We start from the raw sequence: 24,604 nt of genomic DNA on the forward strand, positions 1-24,604 counted from the left end.
GAGATGGCCAAGAACATCAACCCCGTCGACGATCGGGTCCGGGTCGACACGTGGGATGCGTGCGTCGACTTCCCCATCTTCGACGCCAAGACGCGCTCGCTGAAAAAGTCGGTCATCGGCGCCGCCGGCGGCGTGATCGGTTCCACCGAGTCGAACGTGGTGGTCGTCGAGGCGCTCAAGGACATCAACCTGCATCTGAAGCACGGCGACCGGGTCGGCCTGGTCGGACACAACGGCGCAGGCAAGTCGACGCTGCTGCGCCTGCTCTCCGGCATCTACGAACCCACCCGCGGCGCGTGCCGGGTGCACGGCCGCGTCGCACCCGTCTTCGACCTCGGCGTCGGCATGGACCCGGAGATCTCCGGCTACGAGAACATCATCATCCGCGGCATGTTCCTGGGCATGACCCGCAAGGAGATGCTGAAGAAGATCGACGACATCGCGGAGTTCACCGAGCTCGGTGACTACCTGCAGATGCCGTTGCGCACCTACTCCACCGGTATGCGCGTGCGTATCGCGCTCGGCGTCGTGACCTCCATCGATCCCGAGATCCTCATCCTCGACGAGGGCATCGGTGCGGTCGACGCCGACTTCATGCGCAAGGCACGCGGTCGGCTCCAGGCGCTCGTCGAACGGTCGGGAATCCTGGTGTTCGCCAGCCATTCCAACGAGTTCCTGGCCCAGCTCTGCGACCGCGCCCTGTGGATCGACCACGGTCAGGTCCGGATGGAAGGCGGCATCGAAGAGGTCGTCGGCGCGTACGAGGGACCCGACGCCGCGGCGCATGTCCGGAAAGTGATCGCCGACCTCGAGAAGTCCGACGCGCAGGGGAAGCCGGAGTGACCGACGCCGGTGCCGGCCAGAAGGTGATCGCGGTGGTGGTCACCCACCGTCGCGTCGAGTTGCTGGCGGAGTCACTTGCCGTGGTGTCCGGACAGGACCGGCCCGTTGACCACTTGATCGTCGTCGACAACGCCGACGAACCCGAGGTGGCGGCACTGGTTGCCGCACAGTCAGTTCCGACGACGTACCTCGGTTCGCAGCGCAACCTCGGCGGCGCCGGCGGCTTCGCCCTCGGCATGCTGCACGCGCTCGCCCTCGGCGCCGACTGGGTCTGGTGCGCCGACGACGACGGGCGCCCCGACGGACCGACCGTGCTCTCGACGCTCCTGGACTGCGCCGAGCGCCATCGGCTCGACGAGGTGTCGCCCGTCGTCGCCAACCTCGACGACCCCGACATCCTCGCCTTCCCGCTGCGTCGTGGACTCGTCTGGCGGCGGAAGCGGTCAGAGCTCTTTGCCGACGGTGAGGCGCAGTCCGATGACCTGCTGCCCGGTATCGCGTCCCTGTTCAACGGTGCACTGTTCTCCGCGTACTGCCTTGAGCAAGTGGGTGTTCCCGACCTGAGGCTGTTCTTCCGCGGCGACGAGGTCGAGGTGCACCGTCGTCTGGTGCGATCCGGTGTGCGGTTCGGGACATGCCTGCGCGCGGGCTACCTGCACCCGGACGGGTCGGCAGAGTTCCGCCCGATTCTCGGCGGTCGCATGCACACCCAGTACCCGGACAACGAGACCAAACGGTTCTTCACGTACCGCAACCGCGGTTATCTGATGAGCCAGCCCGGACTCCGGAAGCTGCTGCCCCAGGAGTACGCCCGGTTCGGATGGTTCTTCCTTGTGCAGCAACGCGATCCGAAGGGGTTCGCCGAGTGGGTACGACTCCGCGGCCTCGGTCGCCGGGAACGGTTCACGCGGCCCTGAGGGCTAGATCCTGCTCTACTCCCTGAGGTGAAACGAGCCCGCCCACGCTCCCTGAGGTGCGAGCGAAGCGAGCCTCGAAGGGCCCTGCGAGGCACGTGACCGAGCCCTTCGAGGCTCGTCGCTTGCGCTCCTCGCACCTCAGGGAGCCATGGGTCCGGCCACCTCAGGGAGCAGAGGGGGCGCTTCTTTCGGATCAGGGAGCACCATGCCGCGGGGTCATCCCCAACGCTGAAACAGCCCCCAGCGCAGCGATTCCCGCGAGAACCCACCACGCGGTCACGAACGACTGGTGCACGTCTGTGTACACGACCGACGTACCGATGATCGCGACCAGCAGGCTGACGCCGAGGGACATGCCGATCTGGCGACTCATGTTCACCACCGCGCTCCCCGTTGCCGCCTGATCAGCGGGTAGGTCGGCGGTCGCCGACGACAGGATCGACGGCAACGCGAATCCCACTCCCACGCCACCGATCAGCCACCCCGGCAGGATCTCCGATGCGAAATCGGGTGTGGCGTCGACCGACAGGGCGACGAGCACGATGCCGAGCCCGAACAATGCGCACCCGATTGCGACGAGCACACCGACCGGCACGCGTGCGCTGAGACGATGGGAGACGGCCGCGAAGATCGGGACCATCAGCGGTCCGGTCGACACCGCGAGCCCCGTCGCGATCGGCGAGAAGCCCCAGACCTGCTGCAGCCACAGAATATTCGCGAGCAGTGCGCCGGCAAACGGGATCGAGAACAGGAGCATCGTCACGTTGGCGACGGAGAACGCCCGGACCCGGAGCAGAGCCGGCGCGATGACCGGTTCGTCGTGGTGCATCGAACTGACGATGAACCCCACCAGAGCCACCACGGCGATCACCCATGCCCCGGTGATCCGGAAGTCCGACCAGCCCCACTCACTTCCCTGGACCAGGCCGAGCGTGAGCGCACCGACCGACACGACGAGCAGCGTCGCACCCAGTGCATCCGGAAAGCCGCTGACCGAGTCGTTCCGGGGACGGGCCAGCACAACAGCCCCGGCGACGAGGGCTGCCACACCCACCGGGATGTTCACCAGGAAGACCCAGCGCCATGACGCCTCGACGAGCAACCCGCCGACAGCCGGTCCGAACGCAGCGGCGAGTGCCCCGGTGGCGGCCCAGATGCGGACCGACCGGGCGCGGCGCTCTGGCGGGATCGTCGAGACCACCAACCCCAGACTCGCCGGGGTCAGGATCGCCGCGCCGAGCGCCTGCAGCGCCCGGAATGCCACCAGCCACCACACCCCCTGCGCTGCAGCACATGCGGCACTCGCGACGGTGAAGATCGCCAGACCGAGTAGGAATCCACCCTTGCGACCGTACCGGTCGACGATCCGCCCGGCCGGAACCAGCAGTGCGGCATACAGAATGGCATAGGCGTTGAGGATCCACGACATCTGCGACAGGGTTGCGTCGGCGAAGTCGGCACCGATGTCGTCGAAGGCCACGTTGACGATGAACACATCGAGGCTGGCCATGAACGCGGCTCCGGACAGGATGAGCAGGACGATGCCCGGACGCGCGTGAAGTGTGGCCGGGGTGGATGTTCCGGCACGCGTGGCGGTCATCGGGTCGGCCATCCGAGAACGCGACGACTCTGGCGTGCGGAGGCCAGGAGTCGGCCGTTGCGGTCGCGCAGCGAGGTGTCGTCCACCGACCACCCGCCGGACGTCGACGTGTTACGAGTGTGGACGAGAACCGGCGCGGGGGTCGGATCGTCCAACGGGGCGGTCACGTGCATGGAGAAGGCGACCGTCGGAAGCGCCAGAGGCGCAGTCAGAGTCGGGAACACCGCGGGCGGCAGACAGTCTGCGAGCAGAGCTAGGTAGGCGGCATCGACGGCCATCGGGGTGCGAGTGGTGATCCAGGCGCGCATCCACGACTCGCTCGCGCCGGTGAGCGGCAGCGGACCGTCGACCGGCCGCAGGTCCAAATGCGCACCCATGGGCACGATGTCGCGTGGAATCATGAACGCGGCCAGTCCTTCCGGACCAGGCACGCCCGAGATCCGATCGACGACATCCGTGATCTCCGCATCGCCGACGCGTCCCGCGGTGACCGACGCCGTCGCGACCTCGACACCGGCCTGCGTGACCGTGACATCGACGATCCGGGTGTACCGACCGACCTCCCGAACCGACGGCGTCAGGAGCAACTCCCCGCCGTCCGGCTTGCCGACAAACCGCAGATCGAGAGCGCGCACCGATACGTCGGGCGCCGCATCGGCACCGACCCGGACGGCCAACGCCGCGATCGCACCGCCGTGCGGACCCGACCACCCCCACCAGGAGGGGTCGATGGTCGCCGACCAACGGCCATCGCCGGTCGGGGTCGCTCCGAAACTGTCCGACAATCCGTCGTCGACAGGGCTGTGCCTGCTGAGTTGCTTCACGCAACTCATGCAAGCAGGTTGAGTTGCGTCATGCAACCCACTAGTCTGGATTTCATGCGCCGCGCCTCGTTCGCCGAGATGAACTGCTCGATCGCCCAGACATTGGAGGTCGTCGGTGAATGGTGGACGCTGCTCATCGTTCGGGACGCGATGTTCGGCGTGACGCGCTTCGACGAGTTCTCGTCTCGCCTCGGCATCGCCCGGAACGTCCTGACACAGCGACTGGACACCCTCGTGGAGCACGGCGTCCTGACCAAGGAGCCGTATCAAGACAACCCGGTGCGCTACGACTACCGCCTCACCGAGAAGGGGCGCGACCTCTGGACCGTGTTGGCCGCGCTGCGTCAGTGGGGCGACAAGTGGACCGCGGAAGACGGTGCGCCGGTGGTGTCGACCCATTCGTGCGGGCAGACGATGACCGTGGAACCGACGTGCTCGGCGTGCGGCGAGCGCATCGCCGTCGGCGACCTTCGCGTGCACGCCGGCCCCGGCGCGACGGCGGCCAATCCGCTGAAGGCTCTGCGCTAGAGCAAAGCTTCCACCACCCGGGCCGCGGCCAGCGGCCCGTCCTCGGAGGACAGCTTGGCCGAGAGCTCGGTCGCAGCGTGGCGGTATCGGCCATCGTCGACCGCCTCGGTGATCGCTTCGCTGAGCTGCCCGGCGGTCAGTGTGCTGCGCGGAATCGGGCGGGGGGAACACCCCAGTTGCTGGAGACGGTGAGCCCAGAACGGCTGATCCATGATCCCGGGCAAGGCGATAGAGGGGGTTGCCGATCGCAATGTCGAGGCAGTGGTCCCCGCTCCACAGTGGTGTACCACCCCGGCAGTCCGCGGAAAGAGCCACGCATGGGACACATCATCGATGGTGTGCAGTGTTGTGGTGTCGTTGCCACCATCCAGTCGAGCCCACCCGCGCTGTACGACACCCCTTCGACCGGTGTGGCGCAGCGCGTCCGCGACGATCGTACTGATTTCTTCGCCGTTGCTGATGGCTGTACTGCCGAGGCCGACGAACACCGGTGGAGGACCGTCGTCGAGGAAGTCGAGTAGCTCGGCGGAAGGCTTCGTGGCGGAACTGTCCACAGGCCACCAGTATCCGGTCGTGTGCACATGATCCGGCCAATCACGCGGAGTCGGCACAACGTGACTGCTGAACCCACACAGCTGGGTCCAGCATCGTTGCAGGCGACGACGAGCGCCGACCGACTGAGCGGGCAGACCCAGGGTCCGACGGAGGTCATCGATCAAGGGCGCGAAGAACTTCTCACCGGCGGCGGCCAGATTCCACGCCGCACGGTTTCCCCAGCGACCGTATGAACGTGTGCCGAGTGGCGGTGGCGCAAAGTTCCCGGTGGGATACGACGGTTGTAGGACCACCGCGGCACTCGGCCGCCCGCTTGCCTCGGCAACGTGCCAACCGAGCATCGTGCCGACCGGACCGCCGCAGAGAATCAGGTCGGCGTCCTCAGCGGCAACGGCCATGGCCTCGCCGACGCCGCGGAGATCCTCGCGCATACCCTCGAGCGCCTCCCTGGAGGGTTTGAGTCGGCGCCCGTCGACCATGGCCTGTCCGTACGTCGACGCACGAGTATCGGCCTCGGTGTCCCGCGGGAGATGTCGGTACTCGAACCCGGACCCGGTGATCATCGATTCGTAGGGACGCTGCGCGGCGATCGCCACTGTCGCGCCCAGGTGGTCCGCGAGTCCCGCCGCCAGACCGGTCATGGGCCCGACGTCCCCCCGCGTGCCGAAAGCCAGGATGGTGATTCGTGTGCTCATGGTCATCTTCCGATCGCTGAGATGATGATCGAGGCCAGTGCCGACGTGTGACCGAGGACGTCGTAGTCACTGTCACGCGCCAGTTCGCGGACCACGCCGTCTAGAGAAGAGCGGACGATGCTCTTCACCACCGCCGGTGCTGCGGTGGCGTCGAATTCGCCGTCTCGGATTCCGTCGCCGAGGATGGACAACGGATCGAGCAGCGCGAGCTCCGGAGGGACGCCGGCATCATCCACGGATGCTTGCACGGCCTGATCGAACCGGAGACCCCGTTTGTCCCGGTAACTGACCGAGATCTCGTACAGCGCGACGGCCTCTTGCCGGTGGACATCCAGGAACTCGCCGTTCGACTCGATGTAGGCGCGCAGACGGTCGGTCGCGCTCGTCTGCGCGACGATGCGGGGAATCATTGTCGTGGCCGACGCCTCGAAGACTGTTTCGACGATCGCCGAAACCAATTCGTCTTTGCCACGAAAGTGATACAGGACAGCACTTTTCGCAATTCCGGAGCGTTCTGCGATCTTCGCCAACGACGCCGTCGGATACCCCACCTCCGCAATCAACTCGATCGCACACGCCACGATCTGACGTCGCCTCGCCTCGTCGGCGAACGTCCGACCCGTCGTTGATCCTGACCGCATGGACAAATATTAGACCGATCGGTCAGTTGCAGCAAGGGTGTCGTCCGGGCGGCGCCCACCTGCCACAATGACGAACTCCATGCCACGTAACTAGAACGTGTTCTACTGTGAGGGCAGTTCCACTTGCCGTCCCGAGGAGCATGATGCGGTTCACGTTCGCCGAGGCCATGACCGATCCGTCGTACTACGCGCCGCTCGCGCAGGCCGCGGAGTCGGCCGGGTACGCCGGTTTCACCATTCCCGACTCACTCGCCTATCCCGAGGAGTCGGACGCGAAGTATCCGTACACCCCCGACGGCAACCGCGAGTTCCTCGACGGCAAGGCGTTCATCGAGACGTTCATCCAGGCCGCTGCTCTCGGTGCGGTCACCTCGACCATCCGTTTCACGCCCTTCGTGGTGAAATTGCCGGTCCGGCCGCCGGCACTGGTCGCCAAGCAGGCGAGCTCGGTGGCCTATCTGACGAACAACCGGTTCGCGATGGGTGTGGGCACCAGCCCGTGGCCCGAGGACTACGACTTCATGGGCGTGGACTTCAAGCGTCGCGGTAAGCGGATGGACGAGTGCATGGACATCATCCGCGGACTGACCACCGGCGAGTACTTCGAGTTCCACGGCGAGTTCTACGACATCCCGAAGATCAAGATGACCCCCGCGCCCACCGAGCCCATCCCGCTGCTCGTCGGCGGGCATGCCGACGCCGCACTGCGTCGTGCGGTCATCCGGGGTGACGGCTGGATGCACGGTGGCGGGCCGCCCGAGGAACTCGACACGCTCCTCGACCGGATCGCCGAGATCCGCAAGGCCGAGGGCAAGACCAACGACCCGTTCGAGATCCACGTCATCTCGATGGACGCCTATACGGTCGATGGTTGTAAGCGACTGGAAGACAAGGGGATCACCGACGTGATCGTCGGCTTCCGGCTCCCCTACGTCATGGGCGAGGACACCGAGCCGCTGCAGACCAAGATCGACCACCTGAACTGGTACGCGGACAACGTGATCGCGAAGGTCAACGGCTGAAAACGGAGTCCGCCCACCGGACTCGACGCACCGCACCGGCCCGACGCGCCGCCGCCACCGTTGTTGCACCACCCCCGACCCTGGGGCAGACTGCACGAACGGACAAGAGCGCACACCCCGGTGAGTGAACACCTCGGGCGGGAGGACAGCGATGACCGATTCGGCCGCGGGGTCGATGTCGTCGTCGCTGAGCAGGCGCGGATTCTTCCGGGTCGCCGGTGTCGCGGGCACGACGGTCCTCGGCGCGTCAGTCCTGGCCGCATGCGGTGGTGGATCATCGGACACCGCCAACACGATCAAGGCGGCCATTGCTGGTGAACCCGATCAGCTCGATCCGCAGAAATCGAGTTCCTACTTCACCTTCGAGGTTCTCGAGAATGTCTTCGACACACTTGTCGAACCCGACGAACAACTGCAGATGCGGCCTGCCCTGGCCGAGAGCTGGGTGGTCGACGCCGACGGGTTGAACTGGGACTTCACCCTGCGCGACGGGGTCACGTTCCACAACGGCGACCCACTCACCGCGGCCGACGTCGAATACTCCTTCCGTCGGATCATTGACGAAGAGCTCTCCAACGCATACAAACTCGATGCCATCGCCTCGATCACCGCGCTCGACGAACGCCGGGTCAGGTTCACCGTCACCGCTCCCACGCCCAATCTCCTCACCAGCATCGGCGGGTTCAAGGGCCTGGCCATCGTGAACCGCCGCAACGTCGAATCCGGCGAGATCGCCACCACACCCGTGGGAACAGGTCCGTTCCGCTTCGTCTCCCGCTCCCCCGGCGCCTCGATCGTCCTCGCGGCCAACCCCGACTACTGGGGTGGCGCACCCGCCGTCGACGGCGTCCACTTCAGCTTCATCTCGCAGGGCACCACCGCGGTATCGGCACTGCGGTCCGGTGAGATCGACTGGACCGACGCCATTCCCGCTCAGCAGCTGAGCATTCTGCGCCGCGACGACACACTCGACGTGGGCACCGTGGTCGCCAACGACTACTGGTACGTCACGATGAACTTCGACGCCGAACCGTTCGGTGACACCCGGGTCCGGCAAGCCGTGGCCTACGCGCTCGATCGCGAGTCCATCGCTCAGGTCGTGGGATACGGGACCGCGACACCGAATCAGCTCGCCATCCCGTCGACCAGTCCCTGGTTCGCCCCGTATGACCGCTACACCGCGGGCCTCGATCGCGACGCCGCAGTGGCGAAATCGAAAGAGCTGTTGCGCCAGGCCGGTATCCGCGGCCTCGACATGCGGCTCATGGTCACCACCGAGTATCCCGAGACGGTGACCGCCGCACAGGTGATCGCCTCGAACCTGGAGGACGTGGGCATCACGGTCAAGATCGAGCAACTCGACTTCGGCGCATGGCTCGACCGCCAGGCGGCAGGCGACTTCGACGCTCTGCTACTCGGTTGGCTGGGCAACATCGACCCGGACGATTTCTACTACGCCCAACACCATTCCGAGGGCACCTCGAACTCACAGAAGTACTCGAACCCCGAGGTCGACGCGCTGTTGGACCGCGGCCGAACCGAACTCGACGTCGCGACGCGCAAACAGACATATGCCGACGCAGCGAGCATCATCGCCGACGACGTCAGCTATCTCTACCTCTACAACCCGTCGTCGACACAGGCCTTCGTGACACAGCTGCAGGGATACGTCGTCCGCCCCGACAAGGCCATCCGGTTCCGCGATGCCCGGTTGGAGAGGAGCTGAGATGACCGCCCTGCAGTCACCGCTGCTGCGCTTCATCCTCGTGCGACTGCTCTACACGGTCGCAGTGCTTCTCGGCGTGATCGTCGCGGTGTTCTTCCTGATGCAGATCGTTCCCGGCGATCCGGTGCGCATCGCCCTGGGCACCCGCTACACCCCGGAATCGTATGAGGCGCTGCGCAGCGCGTCCGGTCTCGACCAGCCGCTGGCCACACAGCTGGTCAACTACGTCGGAAACGCCTTCACCGGCGATCTCGGAGTCAGCTTCCGCAACAGCGAACCGGTGACGACGATGCTGTTCGAAAGGCTCCCCGCCACCATCACACTGGCGACCGCGGCGATCGTCGTCGCGCTGCTCATCGCCGTCCCGCTGGGATTCTGGGCCGCACTGCGCGAAGGGCGTATGGCCGACAACGTCATTCGCGTCGTGAGTCAGTTCGGGATCTCCGTGCCCGACTTCTGGATGGGCATCCTGCTGATCGGGCTGTTCTCCACCGCGCTCGGTTGGCTGCCCTCCGCCGGGTATCAACCCTTCGCCGACGACCCGCTCGGATGGTTGGAACACCTCGTGCTCCCGGCGATCACGGTCGGGGTGGTCACGGGGGCGATCATGACCCGGTACGTGCGCTCGTCCGTGCTCGACGTGGTCAACGCGCAGTTCGTCACCACCGCGGAGTCCAAGGGTCTGAGCACCAGTAAGGTCATGCTCGACCACGTCGGCCGCAACGCGCTCGTACCCGTCCTGACGATCTCCGGTATCCAGTTCGCCGCCCTCCTGGGCGGTGTCATCGTCGTCGAGGTCGTGTTCGCCTGGCCCGGGCTGGGCCTGCTGGTCTACGACTCCGTCGCCGCCCGCGATTACCCGGTGCTGCAAGGTGCGATCCTGCTCATCGCGGTGATCTTCCTGGTCGTCAACCTCGTCGTCGACATCCTCTATGCCGTCATCGATCCCAGGATCCGACTGTCATGACCCTCACCTCACCCGATCCTCCCGAGCCGGGCACCGCCGACGAGTCGGCCACCGGGGCATCGGGCTCCGGCGCGCCGACCGACTCGGCCTGGCGCCTGCTGTTGCGCAATCGCACATCGGTGATCGGGCTCGTCATCATCGCGGTCGTGCTGGTCTGTGCGGTGTTCGGTCCACTCATCGCTCCCTACGGCGCCAACGAGATCGACGTCCCGAACGCGCTGCAGGCGCCGAGCTGGTCGCACCTGTTCGGCACCGACGACCTGGGGCGCGACGTCTTCTCGAGGGTCGTGCTCGCCGCATCGGTGAGCATGCGGGTGGCGGTCATCGCGGTCGCCATCTCCCTCACGGTCGGCGTGATCCTCGGCATGGTCGCGGGTTTCGCGGGTGGTGTCCTCGACACGGCGCTCATGCGCATCGTCGACGTCGTGTTCTCGTTCCCGGTCCTGCTGCTGGCGCTGGCCATCGTCGCCGTCCTGGGGCCAGGCGTCACCTCGGCGATGATCGCGATCGGCGTCGTGTACATACCGATCTTCGCCCGCGTCGCCCGGGCGGACACGTTGCGGGTGAGGCAGACCCAGTACGTCCAGGCGGCACGCACGATGGGTGTGCGGACGCCGGCGATCCTGGCACGCCATGTGCTGCCGAACATCTCCGGACCGGTCATCGTCCAGACCTCGATCTCGCTGGCATTCGCCATCCTGTCGGAGGCGGCACTGTCGTTCCTCGGCCTCGGTGTTCAACCGCCCGACCCGTCGTGGGGCCGGATGCTCTTCGACGCACAGGGATTCATCACCACCGCGTGGTGGATGGGCGTCTTTCCCGGTCTGGCCATCCTGGTGACGGTCTTCGCGTTCAACCTCGTGGGCGATGGGGTCCGCGACGTACTCGACCCGCGTCAGCGCACGCTGTTGCGCAACCGGGGGCACGAGCGCAGGTCGCCGACGGTGACAAGACCCTCGACCGGGAAGCGCCGCGAATCCGACGGTTCGGTCCTGCGCGTCGAGGATCTCGTCGTCGGTGTCGGCCCGCGCGAGATCGTGCACGGCATAAGCTTCTCCGTCGCACCGGGTGAGACGCTCGGCATCGTCGGGGAGAGCGGATCGGGCAAGTCGCTGAGCGTCCTGTCGGCGACCGGACTGTTCGACGCGCCGAGCGCCTATGTCCACGGCTCGGCGGTTCTCGGTGACACCGAGATCGTCGGCGCCACACCGTCGAAACTTCGGGCACTGCACGGTTCGCGCGTCGGATTCGTCTTCCAGGACCCGTCGTCGAGTCTGAATCCCCTGCTCACCGTCGAGCAGCAGCTCACCGAGGGCCCGCGCCGCCATCTCGGCCTCACGCGTGCCGAGGCGCGGGAGCGAGCGCTGAAGCTGCTGCGCGACGTGAACCTCCCCGATCCCGAGAACCGCCTGCGTTCCTATCCCCACCAGTTGTCCGGCGGCCAGCGGCAGCGCGTGATGATCGCCATCGCGCTCGCCTGCGACCCCGAGCTGCTCATCGCCGACGAGGCCACCACCGCACTCGACGTCACCACGCAGGCGCAGATCGTCGACCTCGTCGCCGAACTCCAGCGCGAACGCGGAATGGCGGTCCTGTGGATCAGCCACGACCTCGGCGTCATCGGTCGGATCGCCGACCGCGTGATGGTCATGCGCGAGGGGCGGATCGTCGAGAGCAGCGACGTCTCACCGCTGTTCGACGATCCGCAAGACGATTACACTCGCACGCTGCTCGATTCGCGTCCGCTGCTGAGCAAGGTCGTGGAGCGCGGCGACGCCCCGGCCCTCGAGAAGCGGATCGATGCCGACCCCCTGCTACGTGTCACGGGGCTGGGCGTCGACTACGTGGTCCGCGGACCGTCGGGACGCCAGGTGGTGCACGCCGTCGACGGTGTCGATCTCGACGTCGCCCGCGGTCGCGCCCTGGGCATCGTCGGTGAGTCGGGTTCGGGCAAATCGACCATCGCGGGTGTCATCACCGGACTCATCACCTCCGGTCAGGGGACGACGGTCCGGGGCAGCGTCGCGGTCACCGTCGACGGCCGACAGGTGGAGGCCGTCGGAGTCGGTGGCTCCGACGAGGCCCTGCTCCGGCGTCGGGTCGCGATGGTCTTCCAGGACCCGGCTGCATCACTCGACCCCCGCATGACCGTGGCCGCGTCGATCGCCGAACCGTTGCGGACGCACGGCCTGGCCGACAGCCGCAACGGGATGCGGCAACGCGCCGAGCAGCTGCTCGCCGACGTCAGCCTGGACGCGTCGTTCCTCGACCGCTATCCGCACGAGATGTCCGGCGGACAGCGGCAGCGGGTGAGCATCGCGCGTGCGCTGGCCTCGGACCCCGAGATCCTGATCCTCGACGAGTCGACCGCGTCGCTCGATGTCTCCGTGCAGGCCAGCGTGCTGGACCTGCTCGCCGAGCTGCAGCGCGAGAAGAACCTCACCTACCTGTTCATCGCGCACGACCTGGCCGTCGTCGAGCAGATCAGCGACACCGTCGCGGTGATGCAGGAGGGGAAGGTCGTCGAGAGCGGACCGGCGTCGGAGATCCTGCACGACCCGGCGACCGACTACACCCGCAAGCTGCTCGCGGCGATCCCGCCCGAAGTGCCGCAGCGGGCGTGACGACCCGTCGACCGTGCGTCGTTTGTCGTCGATCGTGCATCCGATCTCGTCGACTGTGCGCCTGTTTCCGTCGACTGGGCGTCCGATCCCCACCACACGCCCGTCGGGTCGGTTGCCAGGACATCGTCGGCTAGGGTGTCAGCGTGTCTCGACCCGACCCTGGTGATCACGTCCGCGATGACGAAGACCCGAGCCACGAGGACTTCGCCACGCGGCATGCGCCGATGCCGATCGAGCTCCCGCTCGACGACGAAGAGGCATCGACGAATGTCAGCCTGCAGACCCAGCTCATTCGCTTCGTCATCACAGGCGGATTCTCCGGGCTCCTGGACTTCGGGTTGACGATCCTCCTGCAATACGGCCTGGACGTGCCGTTCTGGCCGGCCAAATCTGCGGGGTTCATCCTCGGCACCACGGTCGCGTATCTGCTGAATCGTCGATGGACTTTCCGAGCCGAGCCGAGCATGGCGCGGTTCGTGTCGGTCGTCGCCCTGTATGTGGTGACCTACTTCGTCAACGTCGGCATCTACACGGCCCTGTCCCATGCATGGCAGGAGACGCTGATCTACAGCTTCGCGGCCTACGTCGTCGCCCAAGGCACGGCAACGGTCATCAACTTCGTCGTCCAACGGATGGTCATCTTCAAGATCCGCTGACCCGAGACTGCACAGTCGTCGGTCCAGAACGCACGGTCAACGGAATCAGACGCACAGTCGACGAAAACGGACGCACGGTCGACGAGCGGGTCAGAACTCCTCGTCGACGTCGGAGTCGCGGGCGGCACGTTCGCCGCGGTCGAGGGTGGCGAGTTCGGCAAGATCGGCGTCGTCGAGAGCAAAATCGAAGAGGTCGGCGTTCTCGAGCTGCCGCCCGGTGTGCGACGACTTCGGAACCACGCTGATGCCGTTCTGCACCGACCACCGCAACGCGATCTGGGTGGGCGACTTGCCGTACTTACGCGCGATGCGGAGGATGACCGGATCGGCGAGCAGCCCCTCCTTGCGGCCTGTCGGATGCCATGCCTGTGCGTGAATGCCTTTCTCGGCCATGAACTCTCGCAGTTCGGTGCGCGGCAGGACCGGCGAGCACTGGATCTGGTTGAGCACCGGCCACCGCCCAGTCTCGTCGAACAGCATCTGGAGGTGATGCTGCTTGAAGTTCGACACGCCCGGCGTGCGGACATATCCCTCGTCGGCCAGCGTCAGCAGGGCCTTCCACGAGTCGACGGTGCGGCCCAGGCTCGGGCACGGCCAGTGGATGAGGTAGACGTCGATGTGGGCGACGCCCAGCCGCCGGGCGCTCTCCTTGGCGGCGTTGATCGCCTCGTCGAAACCCTGGTCGCCGCCACCCAACTTGGTCTGCACCACGATGTCCTCGCGGGGGACACCGGCGCCGTGCAGGCCCATTCCGACGCTCAGCTCGTTGCTGTACCGCGGCGCGGTGTCGAGGAGGCGGTAGCCGGATTTGATGGCCGACCCAACGGCGCTCACACACGGCCGGCCGAGCATGTTGTAGGTGCCGAGCCCCACCAGGGGGATCGAGTTTCCGTTGCTGAGCTCGACCGAGGGGATGTCCACCGCATCAGGATATGTCGACAACCGCATCCTGCGTCGTGTGTCGATCTGGAACGCTGGACCGATGGGCATCGCAGACGACTCGTCGTATGACGACATCGTGATCGGCGCGGGCCACAACGGCCTGACCGCCGCCGCGTACCTCGCCCGCGCCGGACGCCGCGTGCTGGTCCTGGAGAAAGCGGACCACGTCGGCGGCGCCACCGTGTCCGCGACACCGTTCGCCGGTCTGTCCGCGCGGTTGTCGCGGTACTCCTACCTGGTCTCGCTGATGCCGCGCGCGGTCATCGCCGACCTCGACCTCGACATCTCGCTCGTCCGCCGACGCTATTCGTCGTACACACCGGTGCCCTCGGACCCGGCGCGCGGAATCCTGGTCGACACCCTCGACGACGACGCGACGGCCGCGACGTTCCGGGAGGTGACCGGGTCCGACGTCGGCTTCACCGCATGGCGGTCGTTCTACCGTCGGCTCGGCGTGGTCGCCGACCGCGTGTTCCCGACCATGACCCAACCCCTACGCACCGCGGCCGAGATGCACGACCTCGTCGTCGGCCGAGACGGGCTCACCACCGACACCTCGACCGCCGAACTGTGGGAAGCGCTCACGACGCTGCCGCTGGGCACGCTCCTGCACCAGTACTTCGACGACGATCTCGTCCGCGGCATCGCCGCGACCGACGGACTCATCGGCACCTTCGCCGACCTCGACGATCCGTCCCTGCGCCAGAACATCTGCTTCCTCTACCACGTCATCGGCGGCGGAACCGGGGACTGGGATGTGCCGGTCGGCGGCATGGGCGCGGTGTCGGGAGCGCTGTATCAGGCGGCGAACTCGGCGGGCGCCGACTTCGTGACGGGAGTCGAGATCACCGGTGTCGATCCCGACGACGGCACCGTCGAGACGACGAACGGGACCTATCGCGGGTCGATGCTCTATGCGGCGTGCGCGCCGCAGGTCTTCAACACGTTTCTCGACGGGGTGCCGATCCCCTGCGAGCCCGACGTCCGGGGAGCACAGCTCAAGATCAATCTGCTGCTCGACCGGTTGCCGCGACTCCGCGACGGGTCGGTCTCGCCGGCGGCGGCCTTCGCCGGAACGTTCCACATCAACCAGACCGCAACCCAACTACGCGATGCGTGGCGGCAGGCGAATCGTGGTGAGGTGCCGGATCTTCCACCCTGCGAGATCTACTGCCACACCCTCACCGATCCGTCGATCCTGGGACCGGAGCTGGCCGGCAAGCACACGCTGACCCTCTTCGGTCTGCACATGCCGCCCGAGGTGTTCGACGAACCCGGTGCCGTCGAACACGCCGTCGGTGCAACCTTCGCGTCGTTGAACTCCGTACTCGGAGAACCCGTTCAGTCGGTCATCGCGCATGACCTGAACGGTCGTCCGTGCATCGAGGTGAAGACGCCGCAAGACCTCGAAGACAGCATCGGTCTCCCCGGCGGGCACATCTTCCACGGTGCACTGCAGTGGCCGTGGGCCGAGACCGCCGCCGAAGTCGGCCGGTGGGGCGTCGAGACCCCGCATCCGCGAGTGTTGTTGTGCGGGGCGGGTGCTCGACGCGGCGGCGGGGTCAGCGGCATCCCGGGCCGCAACGCCGCTGCCGCGGTACTGGGAGTGGACGCGTTGGGCTGACCGGCTCACCGATCCGACCCGGGCCGCTCAGGTGAAGGTCAGTGCCGACACGAGTGCCGACACGAGCCTCGGTATCGCAGTTCGATCCGCCGCGGCGTGCGCGGGGTCCAGCTGCCCGATCGACATCCCCCGACAGTCAGGGTCGTGCAGCAGCGTGACCAGGGCCTGTTCGAGGATCGCGATGGTCGGGCCACTGTTGCGTCCGTTCACGTTCTCGGCGATCGGCGCGTCCAGGAAGTCGAGCACGTCGACGTCGAGGTGCACCACGAACGGACCGGGGGCGAGAGTGCTGCGGGCGGTGCGGGCCGCATCTCCGGGGTCGTCGCAGAGCGTTCGCTGATCGACGATCGCGAGTCCCAGCTCGGCAACCTGATCGCGTTCCCACCGAGTGGTCTCCCGAGTCACATCCACTCCGAGGTAGACCAGGTCCGACGGGTGCAGCATCGGCGTGCGGTCGATGAGGCCGACCAACTCCGGCGCCGCCCCCTCGACGGCCAACGCGTGCGCCATGCCCATCCAGCTCAGCGAGCCCTCCGCCGTCGAGCGCGGGGTGTTGAGATCGAGATGCCGGTCCACGTAGACGATGCGGGGGCGTTCGCCGCCCAGCGCCATCGCGGCACACATCCCGACCGCAGCCGTGCAGCTGCCGCCGAGCACGAGCAGACGCTGCCCGGCTGCGAGCAAGCCGGCAGCAGCTGCGGAGAGTTCCTCGAGTGCATCTGTCTCGTCACCCAGGTTCTGCGCGAACGGGCTCTCCCGGTCGGGAAACCACAACCGGGTCGTGAGATCTCCCGCGTCGACGACCTCCGCGCCAGTGGCAGCCAGCTGCTCGACGAGGCCGGCATCCCGCAATGCGGTGGGCGCACGTTCGACGCCCACGCAGTAGGCACCGGCACTACTCGGCGCCCCCAACACCGTGATCTTCACCGAGTTCTCCTGGCGGCCCGGGTCACTCCCCCTCGATCTTCTGCGAGTTCGCCCATCGGCGTCCGGGGTCGCCACCCCATGCATCCCAGGCCACACGTCCGGCCGAGGGAAAACCGTCTTCGCCGTTGCTGAACCCGGTGGCGTCCTTGTCCACCTCGTGGCGGGAGAAGTAGTTGCGCATCTTGCGGATCTGCTCGTCGTCGACGTCCTTGCCCTCGGCCAACTGGTGGGCCCGATGGCGGCCGGTGTCGGTGAATCCCTTCCCCGCCTTGCCGTCGTCGATCCATCGAACCGCGCGCTGGGCTGCTTCCTGGACGTCCTTGGGAGGCTTGTGACTCATGTGCCGGGCTCCTGTCGTCGGGTTGTGTCCACCGCGTGCCCCTCGACGGAGGCCGTGAAACCCGCGGCCTGTCGTCACCGGGGTCAGTTGTGGACCGGCCACGCGATCTCGGTTGTCCCGCTCTGGCCCGGGATGCCGTCGACATACGTCTCCCTGACCGGCCCGGTCGCACCGATCCCGTGCTCGCTGACGTAGGCCCCGAGGTCGGCGTAGACATCACCGATGGTCGCGTCGTCGCCGTGGTGGGTGGCGACAGCCATGTGAACCGGCGGCAGGTCCTCCCGTCGCACGCGTCCGCCGCCCGTCGCGGCGGCTGTCGGTGACACCGGCCAGAAGACGGCGCAGTCGCCGCGCTCGTCGAGGAACAGCTCCGTCGACCACAGGCCACCCCGAGGCCCCTGAGCGGAGAGCGCCGAACGCTCGAGCTCGTCGTCCAGGTCGTCGTTGGCCTGGGTGAACCATCCGCCGAGATCGACCAGGTCGATCGTGTCGCGAATGACGAGGACCGATACTGCCGGGACCACACGGCGCTCGATCGGCGCCGACGTGGGCGCCGAGTCCGTCAACAGTCGGCGCAGCGATTCCACCGCGGACTGCGTCTCCGCGAGACGTTGCTCCATCCGACGCAGATGATCGGCGATGATCTCGTTCTTGGCAGCTGCGGAGGGCGCTGTCAGCGCACTGCGCACCTCCTCGACCGGCATGTCGAGTGACCGGAGGTGGTGGATCACACGTGCGTCGTCGATCTGCTCGGGTGTGTAGTAGCGATACTGAGTGGCGGCATCGATGCGAGCCGGCTCGAGCAGACCGACGCGGTGGTAGAACCGCAACGCTTTCGCGCTGAGACGGGTGGCTCGGCTGAAGTCACCGCCGGCCGTCGAGACATACCTCGAGGCGACACCGAGCACAGATCCGACCCAGATCTCCGCGCTGTTCGCCGAGTTCGCCACCGTCGTCGACGACGGACACACTTACGACGGGCGTGCCGCGATCGCCTCGTGGCGCGCGGCTGTCGCCGCCCGTTCACGTACACGGCCACACTGATGCGTATCGAGCGCGACGGCGACGCCGTCATCGCCATCCAGCGCATCGAAGGCGACTTCCCCGGCGGCAGAGTGGATCTGGCCAACCGGTTCACGGTCGACGCCGGCGGCCACATCAGCTCGCTACGCATCGAACCGGTGCAGTAGCGGGTCGGGATCCGAACGACCGTCAGAGCCGTTGCGCGACGGTCGGACTCATCTGCTCGTCGAGTTCGGGTTCCAGGCGGGTCCGTCGCGCAGGTAGCGACACGAACGGCGTCGGCCACCAGAACCACCGGCCGGAGAGACGTGCGATCGCCGGCATGACCAGGGTCCGCACGATGAGAGTGTCGATCAGGAGTCCGATGGCGACGGTCGTGCCGATCTGCGCGACATTGTGTGCGTAGCTGGCGAGCATGGCCAGCATCGTGATCCCGAACGTCAGACCTGCCTGCGTGACAACACTTCCCGTGCCGACCATGGCGCGAATCAACCCGGTGCCGCCGCCGGCCCCGTACTCCTCACGAAAGCGGCTGACCAGCAGCATGTTGTAGTCGGCGCCGACGGCCACCAGGAAGGTGAACGCGATCGGCGCGACCGACCAGTGCAGTGGATTGCCGATGATGCCCTGCCACAGGAACACCGACACCCCCATTGCCGACAGGTACGACAGGCCGACGGTCCCGATCACGGCGAGCGCCGCCACCAGACTGCGCAGCAGGAACAGGACGACGCAGAACACGAAGGCGAAGGCGGCGACGACGATGGCGATGAAGTCCTCGTGCGCAAACGACTCGATGTTCAGCAGGGTCCCGCCGGGGCCGCCGATGCTGACGGTGGATCCGGCCAGGGACGTGTCCTTGATCGCGCCCAGGGCAGTCGGGATGACGTGCTCGCTCACGTCCATCGCGTCACGGCTGAATCCCTCACGCTGCGGGGTGACGATCATCCGCGTCGCCTTGCCGTCGTCGGAGAAGTAGTACGGGATACCGCTCTGGAAGAGCGGGCTCTCCAACGCCTGGCTCGGAAGGAAGAATCCGCCGGCAGCGGGACTGCCCGCCGAGTACGCGCCACTGACCTCGTCGAGGAAGTCGGTGATCTCACCCACCTGCGGGAGGAGAGCCCCCAGGGTCGTGCGCAACGGCCCGACCAGGTCACGGATCTGTGTGACCGTGGCGCGCAGCGTCGGGATCTGCTCGGCGGCGGTGGGCAAGGCGCCGCTCAGGGACCGCGTGCCGTTGGCGAGATCCCGGACCGATTCGCGGAGGGCGGGAACATCGTCGAGAACAGACAGCCCGGTCAAGGCGGTGCGGCACGCGGCGACATCCCCACACTGCGGGATCGACCGGACCAGCCCGCGCATCGGTGCGATCCCCGCCGAGAGTTCGTCGACCTTGGCCAGCGTCGAGTCGCTGGTCTGCTGCAGTTGCGTGGTGGCGTCGGACAGCGACCCCGCGCCGGCCGCCCCTTGCCGCAGCGCGGCGTCGACGCCGTCGATGGCGGTGTCCAGGCGGTCGACCGTTGCGCCGATCGCGTCGAGATCGGTGATCCGATCGCGCAGAAGCGATGTCATCTGCCCGAAGCGGTTGCCGATGTACCCGGCCTGCGAGGTGAGGGTTCCCTGGTCGAGGGTCTGCCCGAGGGGGCGGGTGATGCCCTGGACGGCGTTCACACCGTCGATCGAGGCGACCGCGTCGGTCATCTGCGCGAGTGCGATCAGATCCGCCGAATTGCGCATGTCGTGGTCGGATTCGACGATGAGCACACTCGGCGCCATGATGTTGGGCGGTAGATGCCTGTCTGCCGCAGCGAATCCCACGTTCGCGGGCGAGTCCGCCGGTTGCGCGCGGCGTTCGTTGTAGCTCGGCGCGTACATGGCGAGCGGAAGGATCATGACCGCGAGAACGGCGAGCGCCGCCGCGAGTACCGGACCCGGCCAGCGTGCGACGGTGGTGCCGATGCGGCGCCAGCGTCGCGGTGAGGCCGACTCCCGGGGTTCCACGAAACCCAGTCGGGTCGCGACCGCAAGGACCGCCGGCCCGAGGGTGAGTGCAGCGGCGAGGGTGATGAGAATTGCTATGGTGCAGGGCAATCCCGACGTGCTGAACATGGCGAGTCGGGTTGCCGCCAGGCAGGCCATCGCACCCGCGACGGTCAGCGCCGACGCGACGACGATGTGCTGCACACCGGCCAGCGCGTCGTAATAGGCGTCCTCCCGGTCGCGCCCCTTACGTCGGGCCTCTTGATAGCGGCCCACCAGGAAGATCCCGTAGTTGGTGCCTGCGCCCAGGACGATCACCGCCGACAGCGCCGCGGCGAAGATCGAGACCTTGATGACCTCGTTCTCGGCCAGGAAGGAGATGGTCGCGCGGGCCACCGCCAGGGCCAGTCCCACGCCCAACAGGGGGACCATCGCGGTGACCACAGATCGGTAGACGAGCAGCAGCACGGCGCCGACCAGCAACGCGCACACCGACACCAGCAGGATGATGGAGTCGTTGATGGCCACCATCTCGTCGTTGACGACGGCCGACGGTCCGGTGACGTGAACGTCGATGCCGGGTGGCGGCGTCGACGCGGCGATCGTGTCGCGCGCGGACTGGGTCGACTCCATGGCCAGCGCCGTGCCCATGTTGCCGGCGAGGTTGACCAGCACATAGGCGACATGACCGTCGGAACTCTGCGCCGCCGGGGCGAGATCGGGATTCGACCACAGGTCCATCGCGGAGTTCACGTGTTCGGTGTCCGCGGTCAGCTCGGCCAGGAGTTCGTTGTAGTAGGTGCGAGCTTCCGGTCCCAGCGGTTCGTCACCCTCCATCAGGACGTAGACGAAGTTGTTGCTGCCCCCGCCGCCGAAGTACTCGCCCATCTTGACCAGCGCCTGCACCGACGACGCCTCGTCGGGCAGGAAGGACCGGGCGTGTTCGGTGACCGTCGATTCCAGCTGCGGTACAACGATGTTGAGACCACCGGCGATGAGCAGCCAGATGGCGATGACCGGGATCGAACAGGCGTACAGGAAGCGCGCGAACAGGGGACGCGACGATGCCCCGTCACGGAGCACCTCGCGGTGCACGGGTCGCCGGATCTCCGCGAAGAGCCCGTGCCGAAGGCGCGCGAGCCGTCCGCGTGTGGTGGCCATCTGCCGTTCCCCGTCGTCGGTGCTCATCTACGCCACCGGAACCAGACAGTTGGCGACCGTGCTGCCGTCGGCGCCCGAGCCGGCTTGCCGCGCGCGCTCGAATCCGTTGACCCGCACCGCACATGACACCGTTCCGCGGCCCGATGACTGGGTCAGGACCCCGACGGATGTCGTCAGTTTCCGCGTTCGGAGCACCACCCGCCACGGAACGGACACCTTGTCGTCGACGACCCGCCCGCTGGGCTCGATGTAGGACACCCGCGCGGATGATCCCGCCGGGCCGGTCACCACGTACTCGATCGACTTGTCGCGCACGACGCCCGCCTGCGGCGCCGGGGGTGAGTGCCCGATCGCCCGGTCCGGGATCTCACTCAAACGCAGTTTGCCCACATAGAACGCCGACACCGCCATCACGGCAATGACCACCAGAACGATCCACAGCGAGCCGCCACGTGCACCGGATTTCTTCATCGGACCCCCATCGACATCAGCCCTCGTGCGGTTCGACCTGGACTTTCCCGGGTCTGACCACACTCAGACTGCCAGTGGCAGGGACTCTATATGTGACATCGGTCGTTGGCAAGGTTTCGCCCCCTCCTTCCGGGGGTGGTGAGTCACGTCACCAGGCGCGAGCATTGGCTTGTCGCGCAGCGAACAGAGTCTGCCCCTGTGACGGAAGGCGTTGCCCATGAGTACGAGTCGGTTTCCCCTGACCGAGCTTGCCGACCTGCCACCTGACCTTCGTGAACGGATCGAACCCATCGCGTCGAAGTCGGGCTTCGTCCCCAACATCTTCCGCGCACTGGGACACCGACCGAACGAGTTGCGAGCCTTCTTGGACTACCACGACGTCCTGATGGACCAACCCGGGCCACTGTCGAAAGCCGAGCGCGAACTGGTCGTGGTCGCCTCGTCCGGAGCGAACCGGTGCATCTACTGCGTCGTCGCCCACGGCGCCATTCTGCGTGTGCGGTCCAAGGACTCACACCTGTCCGATCACGTCGCAACCAACCCGGCGGGCGCGAACCTGGATGGTCGACAGCGCGCGATCGTCGATCTCAGTCTCGCCCTCACCAGGACACCGGAACTGTTCGCGGACAGTGACATGGCCCGGGCTCGGTCAGCGGGGCTCACCGACGACGAGATCTGGGACATCGGTGCGATCACGGCGTTCTTCGCCGCATCCAACCGTCTCGCACACCTGACGGCGGTCGCACCCAACGACGAGTTCTACTCCATGGGGCGGTGACTCGGAGGGTCGGCGAGGCGATCTGGTTCTCGACCCCGCCCCTCATCCGACCAGCGGCCCACCGAGTTTCCAGTATCCGAGGAACGCGACGTGGTTCTTGTCCATGCCGAGTTCGTGTGTGAGGTACCGACGAATCCGGGTCGTCGTGGTCGATTCACCGGCGATCCAGGCGTAGGCGGCCGGGAGCGTGTCCCGGAAGTCGCCGGCATGCCGAGCACCCCAGTCCCGCACCGCTTCTTCGAGCCGTCGGCCCGTGTCGGGCCCGCGGGTGACGTGCTGTATCCGAGCGTGCGGATGACCCGCGCCGACGATGTCGTCGAGTGGGTCGGCGAGTTCGAGCAACACATCCGTGCGGGTGGTGGGCGGCGTGGCGGCAATGATGTTGCCGATCGCCGGCATCGCGGATTCATCACCGATCAGGAGCAACCGATCAGGTGCGTGAGGTGGCTGGTAGTGAATTCCATAACCGGTGCGCCCGACCCGGACGTCCGGCCCGGTGATCACGAGACGGTCGCCGGCCGAACAGGTCAGAGCCCACCGCGAAGCCGGCCCGGCCGGCTCGTGGACGAACACGTCGACATCGATCTCACCCTGGTCGGGACGGATCGCCGACGGGGTGTAAGTCCGCAGCTCGTTCCTGCGGTCCGCCGGGAGCTCCTTCCAACGGGTGTACCACTGCTTCGGGTGCGGGGTCGGGTCCTCGAGGAGTCCGAAGTCGGGTTCGGTGCCGTCGACCATGGGCAGGACGAGCTTGATGCGTTGGTCGAGGCCCCAGGGAGCGAAATTCCCCAGCGACGGGTCGAGCAGGGTGACGCGGATGAAGGCCGGCGAGATCCTTTGTGTGCCAGAGACTGTCACCGGGAACGCGCTGTACTCCCACGGTCGGGTCGATTCGATCGACTGCGTCATTGTGCTGCCTCCTCGTGCGCGATGGATCCGACGGGCATCGGACGGGGTACGACGAGGGGCCCGCCGGTGATGGGATCGGCGACGACGACATTGGGCAGGTCATAGATTTCTTCGACCCGTTGGCTGGTGACCACCTCCGCGGGTGGGCCTGCCGCGAGGATCTCACCCTCCCGCATGGCGATGATGTGATCGGCGTACCGGGCTGCGTGATTGAGGTCGTGCAGGACCGCGATGACGGTACGTCCCTGGCGATTGAGATGCGCGAACAACTCCATGAGCTCCACCTGGTGGGCGATGTCGAGAAATGTTGTCGGCTCATCCAGGAGGAGAAGATCGGTCTCCTGCGCCAACACCATGGCCACCCAGATGCGTTGGCGTTGCCCGCCGGAGAGCTCGTCGACGCGTCGCGGGGCGAGATCGACAGTCCCCGTGGCCTCGAGCGCGTCGAGGACCGCCTGCTCATCGGCACTGCTCCACTGCCGCAGCAGACCCTGGTGCGGATATCGCCCCCGCGCAACGAGATCGGCGACGGTGATCCCGTCCGGCGCGATCGCGGACTGTGGGAGCAGACCGAGGCGCCGCGCCACGTCTTTCGCCGGCCGGCTCGAGATCGCCTTGCCGTCGAGGATCACCTGCCCGGACGTGGGCGCGAGAAGTCGTGACAGGCCACGGAGAAGTGTGGATTTGCCACACGCGTTCGGGCCGATGATCACGGTGAACGACCGGTCCGGGATCGACGCACTCAGCCCGGCGATGATGGTCTTGCCGTCGTAGCCGAGGGTCACGTCGTCGGCGCGCAACCGCACGGAGCCCTCCGTCGACGTGCGGGGCCGGTTACCGGATGTGGGTGA

At 66.9% G+C, this 24,604-nt stretch carries 23 protein-coding genes; 11 read left to right on the forward strand and 12 right to left on the reverse strand.

Annotated features, from left to right (window positions below; translation table 11 throughout):
* The first annotated feature begins 3 nt into the window (after positions 1–3).
* Together MHN80_RS13025 and MHN80_RS13030 are read left to right on the forward strand one after the other, a co-directional pair.
* On the forward strand, positions 4–843 hold the full coding sequence (locus tag MHN80_RS13025) for an ABC transporter ATP-binding protein (protein WP_004021813.1): 840 nt from the start codon (positions 4–6) through the stop codon (positions 841–843).
* Positions 840–1,760, forward strand: a complete 921-nt coding sequence (locus tag MHN80_RS13030) for a glycosyltransferase (RefSeq protein WP_239402103.1) — start codon at positions 840–842, stop codon at positions 1,758–1,760. Before MHN80_RS13025 ends, MHN80_RS13030 begins: the two co-directional genes overlap by 4 nt.
* 193 nt (positions 1,761–1,953) lie before the next feature.
* On the opposite strand, the gene MHN80_RS13035 is transcribed toward MHN80_RS13030, so the two are convergent.
* On the reverse strand, positions 1,954–3,372 hold the full coding sequence (locus tag MHN80_RS13035) for an MFS transporter (RefSeq protein WP_239402104.1): 1,419 nt from the start codon (positions 3,370–3,372) through the stop codon (positions 1,954–1,956).
* Positions 3,357–4,184, reverse strand: coding sequence for an acyl-CoA thioesterase II (locus MHN80_RS13040; RefSeq protein WP_239402194.1), 828 nt, complete (start codon positions 4,182–4,184; stop codon positions 3,357–3,359). The genes MHN80_RS13035 and MHN80_RS13040 overlap by 16 nt, the downstream gene beginning before the upstream one ends.
* 54 nt (positions 4,185–4,238) lie before the next feature.
* On the opposite strand from MHN80_RS13040, the gene MHN80_RS13045 reads away from it, so the two are divergent.
* Positions 4,239–4,712: a helix-turn-helix domain-containing protein gene (locus tag MHN80_RS13045; protein WP_239402196.1), complete on the forward strand. Its 474-nt coding sequence runs from the start codon at positions 4,239–4,241 to the stop codon at positions 4,710–4,712.
* Here the strand turns inward: MHN80_RS13045 and MHN80_RS13050 are convergent.
* Together MHN80_RS13050 and MHN80_RS13055 are read right to left on the reverse strand one after the other, a co-directional pair.
* Positions 4,709–5,962 carry a glycosyltransferase gene (locus MHN80_RS13050; protein WP_239402106.1) on the reverse strand — a complete coding sequence of 418 codons (1,254 nt, stop codon included), beginning with the start codon at positions 5,960–5,962 and terminating at the stop codon, positions 4,709–4,711. The two genes, MHN80_RS13045 and MHN80_RS13050, sit on opposite strands and share 4 nt — an antisense overlap.
* A gap of 2 nt (positions 5,963–5,964) precedes the next feature.
* Positions 5,965–6,603, reverse strand: a complete 639-nt coding sequence (locus MHN80_RS13055; RefSeq protein ID WP_239402108.1) for a TetR/AcrR family transcriptional regulator — start codon at positions 6,601–6,603, stop codon at positions 5,965–5,967.
* Between the two features lie 143 nt (positions 6,604–6,746).
* Here MHN80_RS13055 and MHN80_RS13060 point away from each other — a divergent pair, with 143 nt between their 5' ends.
* From MHN80_RS13060 to MHN80_RS13080, 5 genes are all read left to right on the forward strand, one after another.
* Positions 6,747–7,625 carry a TIGR03619 family F420-dependent LLM class oxidoreductase gene (locus MHN80_RS13060; protein WP_101820724.1) on the forward strand — a complete coding sequence of 293 codons (879 nt, stop codon included), beginning with the start codon at positions 6,747–6,749 and terminating at the stop codon, positions 7,623–7,625.
* 151 nt (positions 7,626–7,776) lie between these two features.
* Positions 7,777–9,351 (forward strand): ABC transporter substrate-binding protein, encoded by a 1,575-nt coding sequence (locus MHN80_RS13065; RefSeq protein ID WP_239402110.1) that lies wholly within the window; start codon positions 7,777–7,779, stop codon positions 9,349–9,351.
* Between the two features lies 1 nt (position 9,352).
* The gene (locus tag MHN80_RS13070) at positions 9,353–10,318 is read left to right on the forward strand and encodes an ABC transporter permease (protein ID WP_239402112.1); all 966 of its coding nucleotides are present in this window, start codon (positions 9,353–9,355) and stop codon (positions 10,316–10,318) included.
* Positions 10,315–12,942: a dipeptide ABC transporter ATP-binding protein gene (locus MHN80_RS13075; protein ID WP_239402114.1), complete on the forward strand. Its 2,628-nt coding sequence runs from the start codon at positions 10,315–10,317 to the stop codon at positions 12,940–12,942. The genes MHN80_RS13070 and MHN80_RS13075 overlap by 4 nt, the downstream gene beginning before the upstream one ends.
* Before the next feature lie 143 nt (positions 12,943–13,085).
* A complete protein-coding gene (locus MHN80_RS13080) occupies positions 13,086–13,598 on the forward strand; it encodes a GtrA family protein (RefSeq protein WP_239402116.1) in 513 nt (170 codons plus the stop codon).
* A gap of 90 nt (positions 13,599–13,688) precedes the next feature.
* Here the strand turns inward: MHN80_RS13080 and MHN80_RS13085 are convergent, their stop codons facing one another.
* Positions 13,689–14,519 carry an aldo/keto reductase gene (locus MHN80_RS13085; protein ID WP_239402118.1) on the reverse strand — a complete coding sequence of 277 codons (831 nt, stop codon included), beginning with the start codon at positions 14,517–14,519 and terminating at the stop codon, positions 13,689–13,691.
* Positions 14,520–14,580: 61 nt separating this feature from the next.
* Between MHN80_RS13085 and MHN80_RS13090 the strand changes: the two genes are divergently transcribed.
* Entirely contained in the window at positions 14,581–16,164 is a 1,584-nt protein-coding gene (locus MHN80_RS13090) for an NAD(P)/FAD-dependent oxidoreductase (RefSeq protein ID WP_239402120.1), read from the forward strand.
* A 27-nt stretch (positions 16,165–16,191) separates the two neighbouring features.
* On the opposite strand, the gene MHN80_RS13095 is transcribed toward MHN80_RS13090, so the two are convergent.
* From MHN80_RS13095 to MHN80_RS25810, 3 genes are all read right to left on the reverse strand, one after another.
* The gene (locus tag MHN80_RS13095; RefSeq protein ID WP_239402121.1) at positions 16,192–17,091 is read right to left on the reverse strand and encodes an arginase family protein; all 900 of its coding nucleotides are present in this window, start codon (positions 17,089–17,091) and stop codon (positions 16,192–16,194) included.
* Positions 17,092–17,113: 22 nt separating this feature from the next.
* A complete protein-coding gene (locus MHN80_RS13100) occupies positions 17,114–17,431 on the reverse strand; it encodes a hypothetical protein (RefSeq protein ID WP_004021827.1) in 318 nt (105 codons plus the stop codon).
* 83 nt (positions 17,432–17,514) lie between these two features.
* On the reverse strand, positions 17,515–18,381 hold the full coding sequence (locus MHN80_RS25810; RefSeq protein WP_239402123.1) for a MerR family transcriptional regulator: 867 nt from the start codon (positions 18,379–18,381) through the stop codon (positions 17,515–17,517).
* Positions 18,382–18,474: 93 nt separating this feature from the next.
* On the opposite strand from MHN80_RS25810, the gene MHN80_RS13110 reads away from it, so the two are divergent.
* Positions 18,475–18,621 carry a hypothetical protein gene (locus tag MHN80_RS13110; protein ID WP_239402125.1) on the forward strand — a complete coding sequence of 49 codons (147 nt, stop codon included), beginning with the start codon at positions 18,475–18,477 and terminating at the stop codon, positions 18,619–18,621.
* A 22-nt stretch (positions 18,622–18,643) separates the two neighbouring features.
* Here MHN80_RS13110 and MHN80_RS13115 read toward each other — a convergent pair whose 3' ends face one another.
* Entirely contained in the window at positions 18,644–21,595 is a 2,952-nt protein-coding gene (locus tag MHN80_RS13115) for an RND family transporter (RefSeq protein ID WP_239402198.1), read from the reverse strand.
* A gap of 27 nt (positions 21,596–21,622) precedes the next feature.
* Complete coding sequence (locus tag MHN80_RS13120) at positions 21,623–22,066, reverse strand: MmpS family transport accessory protein (protein ID WP_239402127.1); 444 nt, start codon at positions 22,064–22,066, stop codon at positions 21,623–21,625.
* 217 nt (positions 22,067–22,283) lie between these two features.
* On the opposite strand from MHN80_RS13120, the gene MHN80_RS13125 reads away from it, so the two are divergent.
* Entirely contained in the window at positions 22,284–22,844 is a 561-nt protein-coding gene (locus MHN80_RS13125) for a peroxidase-related enzyme (RefSeq protein ID WP_239402128.1), read from the forward strand.
* 42 nt (positions 22,845–22,886) lie between these two features.
* Here the strand turns inward: MHN80_RS13125 and MHN80_RS13130 are convergent, their stop codons facing one another.
* Positions 22,887–23,753: a siderophore-interacting protein gene (locus tag MHN80_RS13130; protein WP_239402129.1), complete on the reverse strand. Its 867-nt coding sequence runs from the start codon at positions 23,751–23,753 to the stop codon at positions 22,887–22,889.
* Positions 23,750–24,559, reverse strand: coding sequence for an ABC transporter ATP-binding protein (locus tag MHN80_RS13135; protein ID WP_239402130.1), 810 nt, complete (start codon positions 24,557–24,559; stop codon positions 23,750–23,752). The genes MHN80_RS13130 and MHN80_RS13135 overlap by 4 nt, the downstream gene beginning before the upstream one ends.
* Positions 24,560–24,604: the final 45 nt, after the last annotated feature.

This window comes from Gordonia sp. McavH-238-E, from assembly GCF_022348225.1.
In the GTDB taxonomy this organism is placed as follows: Bacteria; Actinomycetota; Actinomycetes; order Mycobacteriales; family Mycobacteriaceae; genus Gordonia; species Gordonia terrae.